This is a genomic window from SAR202 cluster bacterium, from assembly GCA_016872285.1.
In the GTDB taxonomy this organism is placed as follows: domain Bacteria; phylum Chloroflexota; class Dehalococcoidia; order Lucifugimonadales.
On the sequence record VGZZ01000021.1, the window covers coordinates 1 to 16231 of the forward strand.

The following is a 16231-nucleotide window of genomic DNA, read 5'->3' on the forward strand; positions in this document are numbered from 1 at the left end:
GAGATGTTGTTCCAGCCTGACCTGGTGCTCATGGAGCAGCTAGAGTCCCTTGAGCAGACCGAGCGAGAGGCGGCCGCGGGGACGTTGAAGGACGCCTCGAGGAGCATTCGTGGTCTCAGGGTTGAGCATCTGGTAAAGACCGGAAAGGTTGTTGATGTCATCCTGAAAGAGGCTAAATCTCAGAACGGCGACACCCTGGTAGCCATGTCTACCCATGGACGCCGTGGCATCCAGCACTGGCTCCTGGGCAGCGTCGCCGATAGGGTGGTGCGCAGCGGCATCGCCTCCGTCATGTTAGTGCGCCCGTCCAAAAAGAAAAGTTCCGCAAGGACGACCCCGATCAAAAACGTCATTGTCGCCCTGGATGGCTCGGCGGTCTCGGAAGCAGCCCTGCCTGTGGCTAGCCAGTTAGCCAAAAGCCTTAAGGCAAGACTTCAACTATTGCGAGTAATACCTGTCCATGATCTCGCCTACTCCGTCGAGTGGATACGCGTATATGAGAAGGCCCGAGCGAGCATGGAAAGGGAAGTCACCGATTATCTGGAGGCCAAGAAGCGCACCCTTAGGGACTTGGACCCGAAGCGTATCAGCACAGTCAAGCGCCTCGGCGACCCCTCTGAAGCAATATTAAACCTTGCAGGCAAAGCGGCCAGCCCCCTCATTGTCATGACTAGCCGTGGTCGGGGCGGCGCGAGCAGGACGCTTCTGGGCAGCGTGGCCGACCGCGTCATTAGCCATTCCGCAGCGCCAGTCCTGCTGGTCCGCTCCTCTGAACGTTAGCTTTAACACTTACTTCCTGAACACATCCTCGGCGCGGGCCGGGTAGGGCAGCTCGTCGGGATCGATGGCGACTTCGATGACGCTGGGCCGCTGCAACGACATCGCCTTTTTAAACACAGCGGGCAGATCCTTAACGTTGGACACGTAGAAGCCCGCCGCGCCGCAAAGCTCCGCCAGCTTGTCGAATCGCGGGTTGCCGATATCCGCCTCCATGTATCGCTCGCCGTAGAGGTGCTTCTGGTAGGCTTTCTCGGACCCCCACGAGTTGTTGTTCAGCACAAAGTTGACGGTAGGTATCTTCCATCGTACCGCCGTCTCCAGGTCGTGGGCGTTCATGAAGAAGCCGCCGTCGCCGCTGATGCTGATGACGGCGCGATGGGGCTGGGCCATCTTCACGCCCAGGGCGATGGGGAAGGCCGCGCCGATGCATCCCAGCTCCCCTGAGGTGAAAAGGCTCCGCGGCGATTCGAAAGCGATGCGGTCGTAGCCGTAGGCGGCCCCCGCGCCCGCGTCGAGGACGATGGCCTCGTCGCCCTTCAGCAGCTTCCGCATGGCGTGATAGAAAAGCTGGGGCTTCATAGGGCTGGATATAACACCTTCTTGCTCCAACCGCGACAGCCGCTGGCGTCGCAGCCCCGCCACCTCTTGTCCCCACTCTTCCTTTTTGTATGTCTCCTTTGCCGACAGTCCGGCCAGCCATGCCTGCGCCACCGATTTAGCGTCGCCCCAGATACCCACCGTTATCGGGAATTGCCGCCCTAGCTCCTCTGGATTCAGTTCCACCTGAATGATTTTCGCGCCTTCTGGTATATAGCGATTGTTGTAAAAGGTAGTGAAGTGCCCCAGCCGCGTGCCGATGGCAATGACCAGGTCCGCGCGCTGGGCCGCCTCTCGCGCCTCCGCCGCGCCTGCCCGACCCAGCCCGCCGACGTAGCATGGATGGCTGTTCCTGACCGCGTCGTTTCGCTCATAGGAGGTCACGATGCCAGCATTGAGCACCGACGCCAGCTCCTCCACCTCCTCGCCTGCGCCGCTCCACATTACCCCCCACCCCGCGACGATGATGGGCCGCTGGGACCGCTTCATTAGCGCCAGGGCTTCGTCTATCAATGCGGGGTCGCCTTGAATACGCTGGGGCTTAGTGGCGATGGGCGGCGGCGGCGCGATGTCCAGGCCGCGCTCGTTCAGCAGGTCGCGGGGCAGGTCCACCAGCACCGGCCCTTTTCGTCCCGACGCGGCGATTCGGAAGGCGTGGCTGAGGATTTCCGGAATGCGATGGGCGTGGGTTACATGCATCACGGACTTGCACACAGGCGCGAAGATGGCCTTCTGGTCGAGTTCCTGGAATGAGTCTTTGTAAAGCTGGCTGGACATGGGCGCGCCGGCCAGCACTACCAGGGGCGCGTGGGTGAACTTGGCCGCCGCCACGGGGGTCAGGAGGTTGGTGACGCCGGGGCCGTTCTGGGCCATGCACACGCCAGCCTCACCGGTGGCCAGGGCTTGCCCCAGGGCCATGAACCCCGCCGCCTGCTCATGCCGCGCGCCGACAAACTTTATATCCTCGGCGCCCCACATAGCGTCCATAACTTCGATGAAGGACGAGCCGACGAGTCCGTAGATATACCGGACGCCGTGGGCGCGGAGAGTATCGACGACGGTCTGTCCGGCGGTGAGTTTTGCCATGGGTGTGGACGCTCCTTGGAGTGGGGTTCGCCGCGCTTAGTATGCCACAGCCGCATCGACTATGAGGGGCTGCATTCTGCTATCCACCAGCCTTGCCTTATATGCTCTCGAATGTTAGGATTCGCTAACATTGCTGCCGAGGAGATAGTAATGCCTGTCGATGTTACTGTAGAGACCGTTATCAACAAGCCCCGCGAGCATGTGGCCGGCTTTGTCATGGACCCGTCCAACGACATGAAGTGGATCAACGCGCTGAAATCGGTGCGGCTGCTGACACCGCCGCCTGTGGGCACGGGGGCCAGGGTGGAACGCATCGCCGCCTTTATGGGACGGAAAGTCGAGTATGTGCTGGAGATCACTGACTATCGACTAGGCCAGCTTCTGGATATGAAGTCGGTCAAAGGCCCCTTCCCCATGCGCGTCATGTATCAGTTTGAGGACAAGGAATCGGGCACGCTGGTGCGGGTCAAGGCCCACGGCGAGGCCGGCGGCTTCTACAAGTTCGCCTCGCCTATGCTGGCTCAGTCCGTCAAGCGTTACATGGCTCAAGACCTGGAGAAACTGAAACAAGTCCTGGAAAGCAACGCCAGCCAAAGCTGATAAAAGGAGTCGGTTTCCATGCCCATGCCAAGACCCAGCGACAAGGCCAAGGCGTATTTCGAGTCGGTGCTGCCCGAGGACCCGCGAGTTTCCACCCGGCCCATGTTCGGCCAGGTGGCGGCCTTCGTCAATGGCAACATGTTCATGGGCCTCTTCGGCGATGACCTCTTCGTCCGCCTTTCTGATGCCGACCAGTCGGCGCTGATGAGGGAGAAGGGCGCGTCGCCCTTCACGCCCATGGAGGGCCGGCCGATGAAGGGTTACGTGGTAGTACCTTCTAGCTGGCTCGGGCAGGCAGGGAAGGTTAAGCCGTGGGTGGAGCGTTCGTTGGCCTTCACGGCGTCGATGCCGCCGAAGGAGAAGAAGGCGAAGAAAGGGAAGAAGCAGCCTAAAAAATAAAGAGCGGCGGCACAGCCGCCGCTCTGAGTGATTCGCGAAGCTAGACCTAAAGGAAGTTCCGCGCCTTTAGCTTTTCCTCGGTGGCCAGCTCATAGAATTCGATGGTGTACTCGTCCATGCACTCGGCCATCTTGGCGTGGTTGGTGCGGACGGCCTCGGGGACGCCGCCCTGCTTAATGGGCTCGATGCGCTCCTGCTTCCATTCGGCATAGACGGTGTTCGCCTCGCCCGGCAGCCCCGCACCGCCGATGTACACTACCGCCTTGTCGCGGCCCTGGGGCATCGACTCGTAAGCGCGGCAGATTCGCGTAAGATACCCGGCCACCTCCCAGGCTTTGCCCGGCTTGCACTTAACTTTGCGCCTGATGAGATACATAGGCGTGACTCCTTAGATGAAAGTGGGAGGGATTATAGAGATGAGGGACTAGGAGGGCAAACGGCTCAATCTCACGGAGCAAAGCAGCGATTAGTCCTAAAGAGGGTGGGATTACTGCATGTGGACGCTATCATCGAACACTAGTCAGGACGGCACCCCCATTTCTGACGGTGGAACAGTTTGTCGGCTTACTGCACACTGCTCCGGAGGTTTCCTTTCGAAGTTGCTCAAATGAGGGGCAGTGTTGCGGGGGAATTAACATTCAATGAGGAGATAAGAGATGGCGCGGAAACTTCTGGTAGCACTGGCGGCTGCTGCTTTGTTTGCGTTCGCGGCGGTGGGCGTGGCGAGCGCCCAGCCCCCGACAACCACCACGACCCATAGTCCCTTCTCGGAGACATTTGTCGATGAGGTATGCAATGGCGAGTTCGCGGAAATAACGCTTGAAGGGAAGATTGTCTTCCATGAGACCGTGTTTGATGATGGGCGTTACCACCTCACTGGCACCATTGTCGCCGACTTTACCTGGACGCAGAGCGGCGTTACTTACACCGGCCATGTCACCCAGTGGTTCGGCGAGAATTCTAACAAGAAGAACTTCAACGGCACCTTCACTGTTAACGGCCAGGGCAAAGGCAGTGACGGCTCCAAGGTCTCGGTCAAGGGCGTCGCCCACTTCACTGTCAACGCGAACGGAGAAGTTACAGCGGCGTTTGAGAGGTTCTCCATCGAGTGCAGGTAGGAATACCGCGCTGTAATTAGAGGGGGGGCGGAGGTCTTTATCTCCGCCCCCCCCTCTTGCTGGTTAGCCGCCATGCGAACGGTTACAGATTAAACTGCGGGTCTGAGTAGCCGTCCTCTTTCTGGTAGAACTGGATGCGCCCGCTGATGGACTCAATGACCAGCAGCCTGTTCTGCCCGTCCACCAGCACCGCCGAGGGCCGCCGGAAGCCCCACTCCACCGACGTGTCCGCCCTTCTCCTGGCCTTGGCTATATCAGGGTTGGCGTCGATGAACGCCTTCCCGGACTTGGACAGCTCTCGCGCGTCGCCATAAAGCGACATGATGAACTCGCCGTCCTTGGCGTAGATGTTGACGCGGTTGTTGCCCCAGTCGGCCACGTACACGTCGCCGTCTTTGTCAGTGGCGACACTGGTGGGCCGCTGTAACTGTCCGGGCCCAGTCCCCGGGTGGCCGAAATGCATAATAAACGTGCCGTCGGGCGAGAGCTTCTGCACCCGGTCATTACCCCAATCCGCCACAAAAATGTTGCCATCGTCGTCGATATGGAGGCCGTAAGGCATGTTCAGCTCGCCGGGGCCACCGCCATATCGGCCCCACTGACCCAGAGGCTTCCCGTCCTTGGAGAACTTCTGCACCCGATGGTTGCCGCTCTCAGAGACGTACAGGTTGCCGTCCCTATGGAAACGCATCCCCACAGGCCCGGCTAGTTGTCCTGGGCCTTCGCCCGCTGTACCCCACTTGCCCACGAACTGGCCCTCAGTAGTAAAAACCGATATGCGGTTTAGGTACTCGTCCGCCACATACACGCTCCCTTGGGCATCTAAGGCAATGGAAGAAGGCCATAAAAACTCGCCGTCGCCCGTGCCCGGCGAGCCAGCATCGAAGATGCGGGTGTCGTCAATCAGATCCCACTTGGTCCATCTCTGGGGTGGGCCGAAGGGGCCGCCGGGGTCGTAGGAGCGGCTAGCGACGTAAATCGTGTCCTTCTCCCCCAGGGCCATGTCCGTGGGCGCTGACCAGGCGAAAAGCGTGCCGACGCAGTGGCTGAAGCTGTACGTTCTGCCTTTGGAGGTCTGTAGCAACGCCATGATGTACCTCCTAACAGAACTGGAACTCGCGAGTGGCCGCTATCAGGCCCAACAACTCTGCCACGCCCTTTTCTTCCCGTATGCGCCTGTTACCCTCAACATGCTGTACTAGCTCTTTTTTAGTGCCTGGTTCTACCAGCAAATTACCTAGGTATTGAAGGCATCTATCCACTAGCGCGTCAGGCGTAAGGCTGGGCTCGCTGGCCAGGCGCTGAACAATCGATTGCACACCTGGCATCGAGGCATCGCTGAGGCGGTCCACCATAAAATTGACCCGGCGCACCAGGGAACCGGTGTCGATCCATTCGCTGCCGGTGTGCCACCCTTCGACACTCGGCGGGTCTAGTAAGGCCTGGCCCTGAAAACCCGTCTCCATGGCCAGGGACATGACGCCGGTCTTCGGCTTCTTGTAGTCGCCCACCAGCCGTATGGTGCCGACCACCACCTCGGCGGGGCTTTTCACCTTGCCGAACCACACCTTTTCAGTTTTGAAGAAGTCCGAGTTGAATATAAACCGCAGTGTTGCCGTTAAGTCGTAGTCTGATCTCACCAGCACATCGGCGATGGCCTGGACGGCCTCGGGATCACGCGGCGGCTCTTCTTTCCAGGATGGCACCTGAACTTCATCGGCCACGAAGAAGTTGTACAGGTGGCGGGCGATAAACTGGGCGGTGGCGGGCTGGCGGACTATGATGTCGATAATATCCTCGCCGTTGAAGCGCCCTTTGTGGCCCAGGAACGCCTTCTCGCTGTCGTCATGGTCCTGGGGCACGTACTCGAAGTCCCACAGGAACCTGCCAAAAGGCGTCCTCGGCAGCTTGGGCTTTACGGTCCAGCCGGTGAAGGCGCGCGCCGCCACTTTCACGTCGTCCTCGGTATAGTTGCCCTGGCCCATGGAGAACAGCTCCAACAACTCGCGGCCCCAGTTTTCGTTAGGCGCGTGCTTGTGGTTCTGGTTGTTATCCAGCCAATAAATCATCGCCGGGTCTTTGGACAACGCTACCAGCAAGTCGCGATAGTTCCCGCGCCCCATACGCCTAAACGTATCCATCTGCCGCAGCATCTCGTTGGCGTTGTCGACTTTGGAATCGCCCGTAGCAAAGACCATGTGCCAGAACAGCGCCATCTTGCTTTCCAGGGGCCGCTGCGAGGCCAGCAGCTGGTACATAAGTCCCATCTGGGCCTGGGCGCCGTTGCGAGGCACCTCGGTCATAGGGTGGTAGCGGTACTGGAGGAAGGCGTCGACAGCGGGAACGCTGTGGGCGTCGGGGTCCAAAAGCTCCTCCACCGCGGCCTCGTAGCCCTTGGCGGCTCTGGCTTCCAGCTCTTCGTACGGCGCGCCAAAGCCAGCGCGTCGCATCAGGTGGGCCATCAGGGCTGTGTCGGTGGTCATACGAGTCACCTAGAGAGGACGAGATAGGAGACAGTTGGTAGCAACCTAGCACTGCGACCTGGGGGTGTCAACTCGTGCGGCAACCGTCCCATCCTTGACCCCCTCCTTCCCCCACCCCTACAATCGCCGCATCATACATACCATCGGAGACCAACTATGCCCCGAATGACCGGCAAACGCGCCCTGGTGGAGATGCTTCGAGCTGAAGGCGTCAAGTACGTCTTCGGCAACCCGGGCACCACCGAGCTTCCCTTCATCGACGCCATTCAGGACGCCAAGGACATCAAGTACATCAACACGCTGTTTGAGGGCGTGGGAGCAGGTATGGCCGATGGATTGGCCCGCGTCACCCAGAAACCGTCCTATATGAGCTTTCACATATCCGTTGGCGTGACCAACAGCATCGCCGTCATGTACAACTCGTGGCGAGGCGGCACGCCCATGGTCATTACTGCCGGCCAGGCCTCCGCTCAGCTCCTCAACCACAGCCCCACGTTGTGGTCCAACATGGTCAACGTCATGAAGGAGTACACCAAGTGGGCGGGCGAGGTAACGACGCCCCAGGACGTGGCGCCGATTATTCGACGCGCCTTCAAAGTCGCCAGCACGCCGCCGACGGGGCCTGTCTTCGTCGATTTTGCCTGGGAGTCGCTGAACGGCGAGGCCGACGTGGACATCAACCCGTCGATAGGCGGCTACTATCGCGTGCGCCCTGACAAGGACGCCCTCCAGGCTGCCGCGCGAAAGCTGGCTGGGGCCAAGAAGCCCCTCATGCTCATCGGCGACCGCGTGTCGCAATCGCCCGGCGCGCCCTATGAGGTCGCGAAAATCGCTGCCCGTCTAGGCGCGCCCATCTTCGCCACCAGCTTCTCGGAGGTCCACGTCCCCGCCTCCGACCCCCACTACCTGGGCGCCTTCGACACCTCCTGGCTGCCGCTGTCGCTAAAGCGCCGCTTCGACGAGGCCGATGCCATCCTCGCCATCGGCACCGACGTGCTTATTACCACCATGATCACCCCCGAGCCGCCCTTCAGCGGCAAGCCTAAAATCATCCACCTGGACTGCGACGACTGGGCTATCCAGCGCTCCTATCCCGTGGCTGGCGCCGTCCTGGGCGATATCAAGACGTCGCTGGAGGAACTGGGCCTGGCCCTCGATGACATCATGACCGGCGCGGCTAAGTCGGCGGCTGGCGAGCGGAACAAGGCCGTGGCCGAGGAGAAGCGCCGCCGCAAGGAGGCCTTCCAGGCACGAGTCAAGGCTAGCTGGAACAACCGCCCCATGTCGCCGGAGCGGTGGGCCCACGAGATGAGCAAGGTTATCGCCCCCGACGTCCTGGTCTGCGACGACTCGATTACCAACCGCGGCCCCCTGCTCCAGGCCGTCGATTTCGACAAGCCGGGCACCCTGGTGGGTGGCCGGGGCGGCAGCCTTGGCTTCGGCATGGGCGCCACCATGGGGATGAAGCTGGCGGCGCCGGACAAGGCCGTCCTGGGCGTCATCGGCGACGGCACCGCCATGTTCGCCATTCAGGCCCTATGGACCGGCGTGGAGTACAACATCCCCGTCACCTGGGTCTTCTGCAACAACCGGAGCTATAAGGTGCTGCGCGAGAACATGGTCAAGTATCTTGTAGGCACCGAGCGACAGAGCGAGTTCATCGGCATGAACTTTTACGAGAACCCGCTGGACTTTGTGAAGCTGGGCAACGCCTTTGGGGTGGAGGGGATACGGGTGGAGGACCCGGAGAAGCTGGCGCCGGCGGTCCGCAAGGCCCTGGACAGCGGCAAGCCCTACGTGGTGGACGCCATCATTGACGACAAGTTTGACGAGCGCAAGTACGCCGAGGACTGGGGCCAGTGGTGGGTGGGGAGGAGTAAAGCGGGGGGTTAGGAACAGAATGACTAAAAGGCCGAACTAGGTGATCACGCAACAGGAATTGACATTTCAGGCATGGTAAGATGACTCGAGTTAACGAAAATAGGTAGTAATAACTGAGGATTTTGAGGGAGGGGAATGAACTTCATCCTTCCGAAGATTGTAGTTAGTCCACTTGCACGAGGGCTTAAGGTAAATCCAGGCGTACAAATAGAACAAACGTACGCTGATGGAGGTATTTCTGCAAGCCTTTAGGGGCTTACAAGAGACAGGTTATGGACCGCATTCAGACGGTTAATATTGAACGGATAGAGTGGGCATGCCAACAGTATGGCATAACCCACGCTCAGCTAGCGGCGAGCGTGGGTGTGCCTGAATCCACAATCAACCGCTTATTCGCTGGCAACGGCATTACCTTCAATAATCTTCAGAAGATAGCTGAGTTTTTTGGACATGGGGTGCTGTTCTTTGTCGAGCAAGGATCAGTCGACGCAACCGCTGTATACACGCCACAGTTCCGAACGATTTTGAATAGGAAGCCAAACCTGAGTGCAAAGTTGCGAAGATTTGTTCGTGGGGTCGAGAAGCAGCGTGAAGCCTACCTTGCCTTGCAAGAAGCAATTTCCGAACCCGGCGCTGCGTTTACCCCCCCTGACATAGCCGGTCTGCCAAACGGCCCCCAAATTGTCCGTGACTGGTTGAACCTCTCGACAGACAACAACTTTAGCACCACTCGCACAAAGATTGAGGAGAAAGGGGTTCTAGTCTTCCTGAGTAACGGTTACAACGGGAAGTGGCAGATACCAAAGGATGAACCTATTTTGGGATTCTCTATATACCACAACTATTACCCAGTAATTGTTGTAAAAAAGGAATCCGAACAGCGGCAACTATTTACTCTGATGCATGAGTTGGCACATCTCTTAATCCATAAGACGAGCTGGGTAGACGACAGGTTTGATTTGGAGTCTTACACAGGGCAAGAGCAGGTCGCCAATGCTCTTGCGGGGCGCGTGCTTGTACCAGACGCGGTACTAGGTCGCATAAATGACCAGGAAAGACCTACAAATGTCGCTGAATACGACGAATGGCTGGCTGATATACGCCAAGAGCGTGGTGTAAGTGGCGAGGTAATCCTCCGTAGGTTGCTTGATAGCGGTCGGCTATTACAGGAGAACTACACCGCATATCGGCAATGGAAATCGGCCGTTGCTTGGGAGCAAAAGGAAGGCGGAAACCGGTCGTACCGCTACCGTGAACCTATCCATATGTTCGGGGATGGATTTGTCCGCACCGTTTTTGAGGCATTGCAGGCTAAAGAGATTACGCTGACGAAGGCAAGCGGTTATCTCGACAATCTTCGGATTCAAGATGTCCATGAACTAGAGAGATACTGCTGTGCACATGTTTGACGCTTCATCCGCCATCCATGGATGGGATAACTATCCATTGGCCCAATTTCCGCGCCTCTGGGATTGGCTAGGAAACCAAATTGGTGCTCAACAAGTCCAACTTTCTGAAACCGCATATAAGGAAGTTTGCGCTAAGCAACCAGTGTGTAGGAATTGGCTAAGAGATCAGAATGTGACTACTGTAGGGAATACTCCAGCGATTGTCCAAGAAGCGTTAAACATAAAACCCCTGCTTTGTATCGTTGGAGACAACTACCACCAAGATGGTGTTGGCGAAAACGACCTTCTCATCATCGCCTCTGCAAAAATCAACGGAGCGACTCTTGTCTCCGATGAAAAGAAGCAACCGTTTCTGCCAGGCGACCTTAGGCGATACAAGATTCCCGCAGTTTGCGCTCGCCTTAATGCGCCAGTACCCTGCCAAAGTTTCCTTGAGTACATCGTATCCTCGCGACAGGTATTCTAGCTGGTTTTCGTTTACTAGAACTTACGGGACATTTGCCAAGAGCTATGCCCACCTCCCTCATTCGCGCCAAATACGTCATCACCCGCGTCACCGGTCCCGACTCCGCCCGCGTCATCACCGACGGCGCGGTGTATCAGGAGGACGGCGTTATCCGCGAGGTAGGTGACTACCGCGACCTCCGCGCCCGGCACCCCGACTCCGAGGTCCTCGGCTCCACACGGCACCTCCTCATGCCCGGCCTGGTCAACGACCACGACCACGTCGGCTTTTCCGCGGTGCAGTTGGGCGTGCCGCACCTGCCCCTAGAGCTGTCCGGCCTGGCGCGATTCGGCGCGCGGGAGCTGGACCCGTATCTCGAACACCTGTGGGGCGCTGTGCAAATGATCGAAAGCGGCACCACCGCCGTCCAGATCATGTACACCCCCGGCCGCGGCGCCGCGCCCATCGACCCCGTCACCACAGACAAGGTTATCCGCGCTTACCAGGACGCCGGCCTCCGCCTGGCCTACGCCCCCAACCTCCAGGACCAGAACTCGCTGGTGGCGAGCCCCAAGGGCGGCGAGAAGGAGTTCGCTGCGTCGCTGCCGCCTGACGTAGGCAAGCGCTTTTCCGATTTCATGGCCCGCAGCTACGTGCCGCTGGATGAAGTACTGTCTCTATCTGAAGGCCTCTTCAAGAAGTACAACGGCGCCTCTGGCGGACGAGTCATCGTCAACACCGCTCCCACCAACGTGCAGCGCTGCTCCGACGATATGATCGTGGGCCTTAAGCGCCTCTCCCATAAATACAAGACCACCAGCCACATCCACCTCCTGGAGACCGTCTATCAAAAGCGGTTCGGCCATCGAATCTACGGTACTTCGGCGGTAAAGCACCTCCAGGACATCGGCTTCCTGGGGCCCGACGCCGTCTGCGGCCACACCGTCTGGGCGACGGACGACGACATCGCCATTTTGAAATCGACGGGCGCCAGCGTGTGCCACAACGCCAGCTCCAACTTCCGCCTGCGCTCGGGCATCGCGCCGGTGCATCGATTTGTCCAGGAGGGCGTACGCGTCGCCATCGGCACCGACGACATGGGCCTCAATGACGACAAGGACATGTTCCAGGAGATGCGGCTGGTGCTGAAGCTGCATCGACTGCCCGGTGTGGACTTCACGCCTTTGACCACCTTCCAGGTCCTCGAGATGGCCACCACCAACGGCGCCTATTGCAGCGGCTTCGGCGGCAAAATCGGCGCCTTGGAGCCGGGTATGCGGGCCGACATGACGCTGGTGGATCTGTCGCGCCTTGACCAGCCCTACCTCAACCCCGACACCCCCATCGTCGAGGCCCTGGTGCAGCGGGCGCGGGGCGTGGACGTGGATACGGTAATAGTCGACGGGGAGGTGCTGATGAAGGGCCGCCGCCTCACGACTATCGACAAAAAGGCGCTTTTGAAGGACATCCACCAGGCCTTAGACCGGCCTCTGACCGAGCGGGAGTTGGAGCGCAAGGCGTTGGGCCATGCGGTGTCGCCGCATCTCAAGGCGTTCTACAGCAAGGCCATGGGGGACCTGGGCGCGCCCCACTCGCAATACAACTCGCGAGGCTAACTCCATCCACCCCAACGCGTAACCTGCCGCCCGTAGGCCCTTCCGCGCGTAATGGCACGAAAGGCCAGGTGGCGCTAGGGCTGCAGCCGTCTTATTATAATATGCCGCCAGGGCTCACATCCCCATTATGTCAGACCTTGGCGGCGACTTCGCCACGGGGGGGGGGGGGATTCATGGCCTTCATCGACTATCTGGCCAAATCTAGTTTGTTCCACGGGCTTCCTGAGGAATATCTGAATTGGCTAACCCCCTGCTGTCGGGAAAAATTCTTTCAGCAGCACCACCAGCTTTTTAAGGAAGGCGACGTAGCTGATACGCTGTATGTGATAACGTCCGGCCAGGTGGTGCTGGAAATGACGGTTACGAGTTCCCTGCGGCATTTCAAGGAGACTATCGCCATTACTTCTGTGGGCCCGCCGCATCCCATAGCCGAAAGGGCGTTAGTAGCCCCGTATCGATATGCCTTCTCCGCCAGGGCGGTATTGGACACCTCCTGCGTGGCGATCGACTGCGTTGGTTTGCGAGAAAGGATGGACTCGGACCATTATTTAGGCAGCGTGATTAGAAAAAATCTACTGCAGATCCTGTCGGAGAGGCTCCAGCAGACCAGAGAAGTCCTGGCGTATGAAAGAGCCACGCGGCTGATCTGACAAATCGTCTTCAGCATCGGCCAAACGCCAGCCCCGTGGCCGCCGGTGATTCCGGCTCTCAGGCGTGAGGTTTTACCCAGGCCCTATCACCCGCTTTGACAGCCGCCGCAGGCGTTGGGTTACGATGATAGAGCAGCAATTAGAGGTGAGGAGGTGGTGATATGACGAATCCTATGCCCAGCGAACAAAAAGAGCAGTGGATTATCGGCGATTTGCTGGCCGCCGTCATGGATGACCACAGCCACGCAGACGACGTTATAAATGCTCTGGAAGCGGAAGGGTTTGCTAGGGACACCATTCGCGTGTTCCACGGCCAGGCCGGCAGCGAGGAGATGGGACATGCCGGCGGAAAGGGGTTGATAGGACACGTCCTTCGCGGCATTGAAGATTGGGTGGGCAACTCCAAGAACATGACCGACCACCTAAAAGACGAGGTTGACCGCGGACGGTACGTACTGGTGGTGCCATTGCCGGACCCGGACTCCGAAGACCACGTGCGGCGTGTCCTCCAGAGCCACGGCGGCCATGACATGACCGCGCGTATTAACGACAACTGGAAGACCTACGCTTAGCCGGCGCTGCGTTTCGAGCGCTAAAGAGAGGGGGCGGATTCCTGCCCCCTCTCTTTACGTACCGTATGCGCTGGGCTGGCAGAATCCTAAGGCTTGACCTCCACAGCGTCGCAGCCGAAGAAGGTGTGCCAGTTGTTGTCGGATCCCAGATAAGACCCGACGACACAGACCTTGGTGGTGTTCTTATGGACTCCTGAGCTGGACACGCCGAAGTGCAGGACCATGTCCAGGTCGCCGTCCTTCTTCTTATCGTCCAGCTCGTGAGTGTCCTTTACGAAGTCCTTAGCGGGAGATGGCGATGAGCCGCCGCCGTTGTTCAGGGTTTCCTGGGTGCCAAACCGCGTGGTGGCAAAGTCCACCTTGGTTGCATTAAAGGCTATGGGTAGGCCGTATTCCCCGGCTGACGTTGTCAGGATAGCTACTGGGAACTTCTGATTGCTGTTGGGATTGATGAAGTTCTTATCGTTGCCGGGGCGGAAGTTGATGGCGACGGGGGTTACGCATTCGATAACACGGACGACCTCTACGCTGTTGTTGGAAGCGTTCGGGTCTTCGACGTGCTGGTCCACCGCCGCGATGCTATTGGTAAACTTGAGCTCGTGCTGGCTGGGCTCCAGGCACTCGAAATCGAAGACCTCGGCGATCTCCCTATCGACACTTACCGCCAGGTCCAGGGCTTTGAACTGTACCGTAATGGTGGCGGGCCCTTCCGCTTCCACTACAGTCCCGGCGGGCTGGTTGTTCAGCACCACTTGCGGCTCGCCTGTCTTGTCTATAACGATTGTCGCGGGGGCCTCTTGAGCGCCGACGTGGATGGAGCCTTTTATTCCTTCGGGGATGACCATGCTGCGCTCAACGTTTGCGTCCACGGGGTCAGAATAGAGGTCGTTTACGGTGTCGCCGAAGTTGTGCAGGGTCTTGGTGGTGGAGAAGACGAAGGGCTGGCCCACCAGGATTTCGCCCAGCTCAGCGCTGTCCAGTTCCGAGAAGTCCCACCCGACGACGGCCAGGTCAGCCTGGGCGATGACGGCCAGGTCCAGGGAAGCGACGCCGTCGTTGTTGCTGAGGTTGGGCTCTACAACGTTGGGGTTGGCGGAGTTAATTTCGCTTGCAATCTCGAAGCCGTGGAAGCTGGGCTGCGAGCATTCGATGATTAGGTTTCTCTCGACCACCACCAGGTTGCCCTGGGCCATAGCGGGCACAATCTCGCTTGCGTCCTCAGGGGCGATCTGGCAATCAGGGGAGGCTGAGGCTACGCGCACCAGCTTGCCGTCGATGACGTCGGCGGGGCCGTTGTTGCGCATAGCGACCCGTACCGTGACCTGTACAGGCGTGTTCACTGGGATCTCGTCCGGAGCATCCACCATGGTGGTGCTGGTGATCTGAAGGTCGGCCTCGCAGGCGGCCCAGGACTCCAAGGCGGCGCGAATCTCCTCTCGGAAAAGCTCTACGCCTGCGGGGCGGATTCCCATGAAGCCGCCGTCAATGCTGTCGGCTTTGTGAATGAAGGCGCCGTAGACGTACTCCTGAATTTCGGTCTCGCAGGTGACAGTATCCTTCCACGGCACCTGCGCCCAGCCCGCGACCGTGCGGTTCTCACCGTCACTGAGAGTGTAGCTGCCGGCCTTGTTCGCCGACTGCCTTTGCGACTTGAAACTGGCTATCGACGCGGCGCTGAGGCTCATGCCGGCGGCCTCGGTGTCGATGATCCCGTTGAAAGTGCCGTTGTCCTGGGTCATGAGCGAGAAGGCCGATGCCCTATTGGCGTTGTCCAGGAACCCGGTGGCGACCGACTCGTACATCTTGCCACCGTCCACCAGGGTTAACTGGTTGGGGTTAGCCAGGGCGTTGGCACCGCAGCCGATGAGGTGGTTGAGGGCGGTGTCGTCCATATCGAAAGTGTCGCGGGTGTTATTAATGCTGGCGTCGCCGAAGAAGTCCCGCATGGCCTGGGTCCATCGGTTGTCGGAGGGACCCATCATTTGCTGGAGGCCGTTCTGAAGGGTGTCGGTCCCCGGCAACGTCGAAACGTCCGGGCAGCTGGTCCCTGGCGGCGGGCTGTTGTTGTAGTTGGCAGGGCCGGCAAACCAGGGAACCTGGGTAGCCAGGGTTACCACATCGCCGTCAATGACGGCCCCATCCTGGACCTGCCGCATAGCGTGGAAGTGAATCAGCGCTTTGATGGTGCTGGCAGGCTCAAAGATGAAGGACTCGTTATTAGCGGCAATAACTGACCCATTTACCTCTTTCAGATATACGCCCACCGTTCCATTGGTTGCGGCATCATCCAAAATCTGGCGCACCCGGTCCTCTGGGTCGGCGGCGGATGCTGTGGGAGCGGCCAGCGCCACCCCCAGCAGGGCCGCCAGCAAAGGGAGCCAGGAAATTGGCGCGAGTTTGCGGCCACGCAGAGTTCTTAACGTTTTCATTATCTTCACTCCTGACAATTTTGTCCTGACATAAAATTTTTCGTCTAGGCCGTCCGGGACCTTCAGTTGAGTCCCGGCAAGATATAGTCCAATCCCCTGCTGTGTCCGCTGCGTCACTATGTAGAGGGGGGCAGATGCCTGCCCCCCCTCTTGAGTCTTACAAAGC

At 59.2% G+C, this 16231-nt stretch carries 15 protein-coding genes; 10 read left to right on the forward strand and 5 right to left on the reverse strand.

Annotated features, from left to right (window positions below; translation table 11 throughout):
* The coding region (locus FJ320_07085) for a universal stress protein (protein ID MBM3925740.1) at window positions 1–780 on the forward strand (780 nt) is incomplete at its 5' end.
* A 9-nt stretch (window positions 781–789) separates the two neighbouring features.
* On the opposite strand, the gene FJ320_07090 is transcribed toward FJ320_07085, so the two are convergent.
* Window positions 790–2463 carry a thiamine pyrophosphate-binding protein gene (locus tag FJ320_07090; GenBank protein ID MBM3925741.1) on the reverse strand — a complete coding sequence of 558 codons (1674 nt, stop codon included), beginning with the start codon at window positions 2461–2463 and terminating at the stop codon, window positions 790–792.
* Window positions 2464–2574: 111 nt separating this feature from the next.
* On the opposite strand from FJ320_07090, the gene FJ320_07095 reads away from it, so the two are divergent.
* Together FJ320_07095 and FJ320_07100 are read left to right on the forward strand one after the other, a co-directional pair.
* Window positions 2575–3063 carry a hypothetical protein gene (locus tag FJ320_07095; GenBank protein MBM3925742.1) on the forward strand — a complete coding sequence of 163 codons (489 nt, stop codon included), beginning with the start codon at window positions 2575–2577 and terminating at the stop codon, window positions 3061–3063.
* An 18-nt stretch (window positions 3064–3081) separates the two neighbouring features.
* Window positions 3082–3462 (forward strand): TfoX/Sxy family protein, encoded by a 381-nt coding sequence (locus tag FJ320_07100; protein MBM3925743.1) that lies wholly within the window; start codon window positions 3082–3084, stop codon window positions 3460–3462.
* 46 nt (window positions 3463–3508) lie between these two features.
* Here the strand turns inward: FJ320_07100 and FJ320_07105 are convergent, their stop codons facing one another.
* A complete protein-coding gene (locus FJ320_07105) occupies window positions 3509–3838 on the reverse strand; it encodes a hypothetical protein (protein ID MBM3925744.1) in 330 nt (109 codons plus the stop codon).
* A gap of 280 nt (window positions 3839–4118) precedes the next feature.
* On the opposite strand from FJ320_07105, the gene FJ320_07110 reads away from it, so the two are divergent.
* The gene (locus tag FJ320_07110; protein ID MBM3925745.1) at window positions 4119–4580 is read left to right on the forward strand and encodes a hypothetical protein; all 462 of its coding nucleotides are present in this window, start codon (window positions 4119–4121) and stop codon (window positions 4578–4580) included.
* An 82-nt stretch (window positions 4581–4662) separates the two neighbouring features.
* Here the strand turns inward: FJ320_07110 and FJ320_07115 are convergent, their stop codons facing one another.
* Both FJ320_07115 and FJ320_07120 read right to left on the reverse strand, forming a co-directional pair.
* Complete coding sequence (locus FJ320_07115) at window positions 4663–5670, reverse strand: hypothetical protein (GenBank protein ID MBM3925746.1); 1008 nt, start codon at window positions 5668–5670, stop codon at window positions 4663–4665.
* A gap of 10 nt (window positions 5671–5680) precedes the next feature.
* The gene (locus FJ320_07120; GenBank protein ID MBM3925747.1) at window positions 5681–7063 is read right to left on the reverse strand and encodes a DUF1800 domain-containing protein; all 1383 of its coding nucleotides are present in this window, start codon (window positions 7061–7063) and stop codon (window positions 5681–5683) included.
* A gap of 156 nt (window positions 7064–7219) precedes the next feature.
* On the opposite strand from FJ320_07120, the gene FJ320_07125 reads away from it, so the two are divergent.
* From FJ320_07125 to FJ320_07150, 6 genes are all read left to right on the forward strand, one after another.
* Window positions 7220–8956 carry a thiamine pyrophosphate-binding protein gene (locus FJ320_07125; protein ID MBM3925748.1) on the forward strand — a complete coding sequence of 579 codons (1737 nt, stop codon included), beginning with the start codon at window positions 7220–7222 and terminating at the stop codon, window positions 8954–8956.
* Between the two features lie 260 nt (window positions 8957–9216).
* Window positions 9217–10353, forward strand: a complete 1137-nt coding sequence (locus FJ320_07130; GenBank protein ID MBM3925749.1) for an ImmA/IrrE family metallo-endopeptidase — start codon at window positions 9217–9219, stop codon at window positions 10351–10353.
* A complete protein-coding gene (locus tag FJ320_07135; protein ID MBM3925750.1) occupies window positions 10346–10819 on the forward strand; it encodes a DUF4411 family protein in 474 nt (157 codons plus the stop codon). The genes FJ320_07130 and FJ320_07135 overlap by 8 nt, the downstream gene beginning before the upstream one ends.
* 32 nt (window positions 10820–10851) lie before the next feature.
* Window positions 10852–12414, forward strand: coding sequence for an amidohydrolase family protein (locus FJ320_07140; protein MBM3925751.1), 1563 nt, complete (start codon window positions 10852–10854; stop codon window positions 12412–12414).
* A 101-nt stretch (window positions 12415–12515) separates the two neighbouring features.
* Complete coding sequence (locus tag FJ320_07145; protein ID MBM3925752.1) at window positions 12516–13064, forward strand: cyclic nucleotide-binding domain-containing protein; 549 nt, start codon at window positions 12516–12518, stop codon at window positions 13062–13064.
* 161 nt (window positions 13065–13225) lie between these two features.
* Window positions 13226–13636, forward strand: a complete 411-nt coding sequence (locus FJ320_07150; protein MBM3925753.1) for a hypothetical protein — start codon at window positions 13226–13228, stop codon at window positions 13634–13636.
* Window positions 13637–13722: 86 nt separating this feature from the next.
* Here the strand turns inward: FJ320_07150 and FJ320_07155 are convergent, their stop codons facing one another.
* The gene (locus FJ320_07155) at window positions 13723–16065 is read right to left on the reverse strand and encodes a hypothetical protein (protein MBM3925754.1); all 2343 of its coding nucleotides are present in this window, start codon (window positions 16063–16065) and stop codon (window positions 13723–13725) included.
* Window positions 16066–16231: the final 166 nt, after the last annotated feature.

Bases quoted from the DNA above. Each gene is read 5' to 3' on its own strand.
- FJ320_07120 (MBM3925747.1), bottom strand. From the start codon at position 7,063: ATGACCACCGACACAGCCCTGATGGCCCACCTGATGCGACGCGCTGGC.
- FJ320_07095 (MBM3925742.1), top strand. From the start codon at position 2,575: ATGTTAGGATTCGCTAACATTGCTGCCGAGGAGATAGTAATGCCTGTC.
- FJ320_07090 (MBM3925741.1), bottom strand. From the start codon at position 2,463: ATGGCAAAACTCACCGCCGGACAGACCGTCGTCGATACTCTCCGCGCC.
- FJ320_07150 (MBM3925753.1), top strand. From the start codon at position 13,226: ATGACGAATCCTATGCCCAGCGAACAAAAAGAGCAGTGGATTATCGGC.
- FJ320_07125 (MBM3925748.1), top strand. From the start codon at position 7,220: ATGCCCCGAATGACCGGCAAACGCGCCCTGGTGGAGATGCTTCGAGCT.
- FJ320_07155 (MBM3925754.1), bottom strand. From the start codon at position 16,065: ATGAAAACGTTAAGAACTCTGCGTGGCCGCAAACTCGCGCCAATTTCC.
- FJ320_07145 (MBM3925752.1), top strand. From the start codon at position 12,516: ATGCCGCCAGGGCTCACATCCCCATTATGTCAGACCTTGGCGGCGACT.
- FJ320_07105 (MBM3925744.1), bottom strand. From the start codon at position 3,838: ATGTATCTCATCAGGCGCAAAGTTAAGTGCAAGCCGGGCAAAGCCTGG.
- FJ320_07100 (MBM3925743.1), top strand. From the start codon at position 3,082: ATGCCCATGCCAAGACCCAGCGACAAGGCCAAGGCGTATTTCGAGTCG.
- FJ320_07130 (MBM3925749.1), top strand. From the start codon at position 9,217: ATGGACCGCATTCAGACGGTTAATATTGAACGGATAGAGTGGGCATGC.
- FJ320_07135 (MBM3925750.1), top strand. From the start codon at position 10,346: ATGTTTGACGCTTCATCCGCCATCCATGGATGGGATAACTATCCATTG.
- FJ320_07115 (MBM3925746.1), bottom strand. From the start codon at position 5,670: ATGGCGTTGCTACAGACCTCCAAAGGCAGAACGTACAGCTTCAGCCAC.
- FJ320_07110 (MBM3925745.1), top strand. From the start codon at position 4,119: ATGGCGCGGAAACTTCTGGTAGCACTGGCGGCTGCTGCTTTGTTTGCG.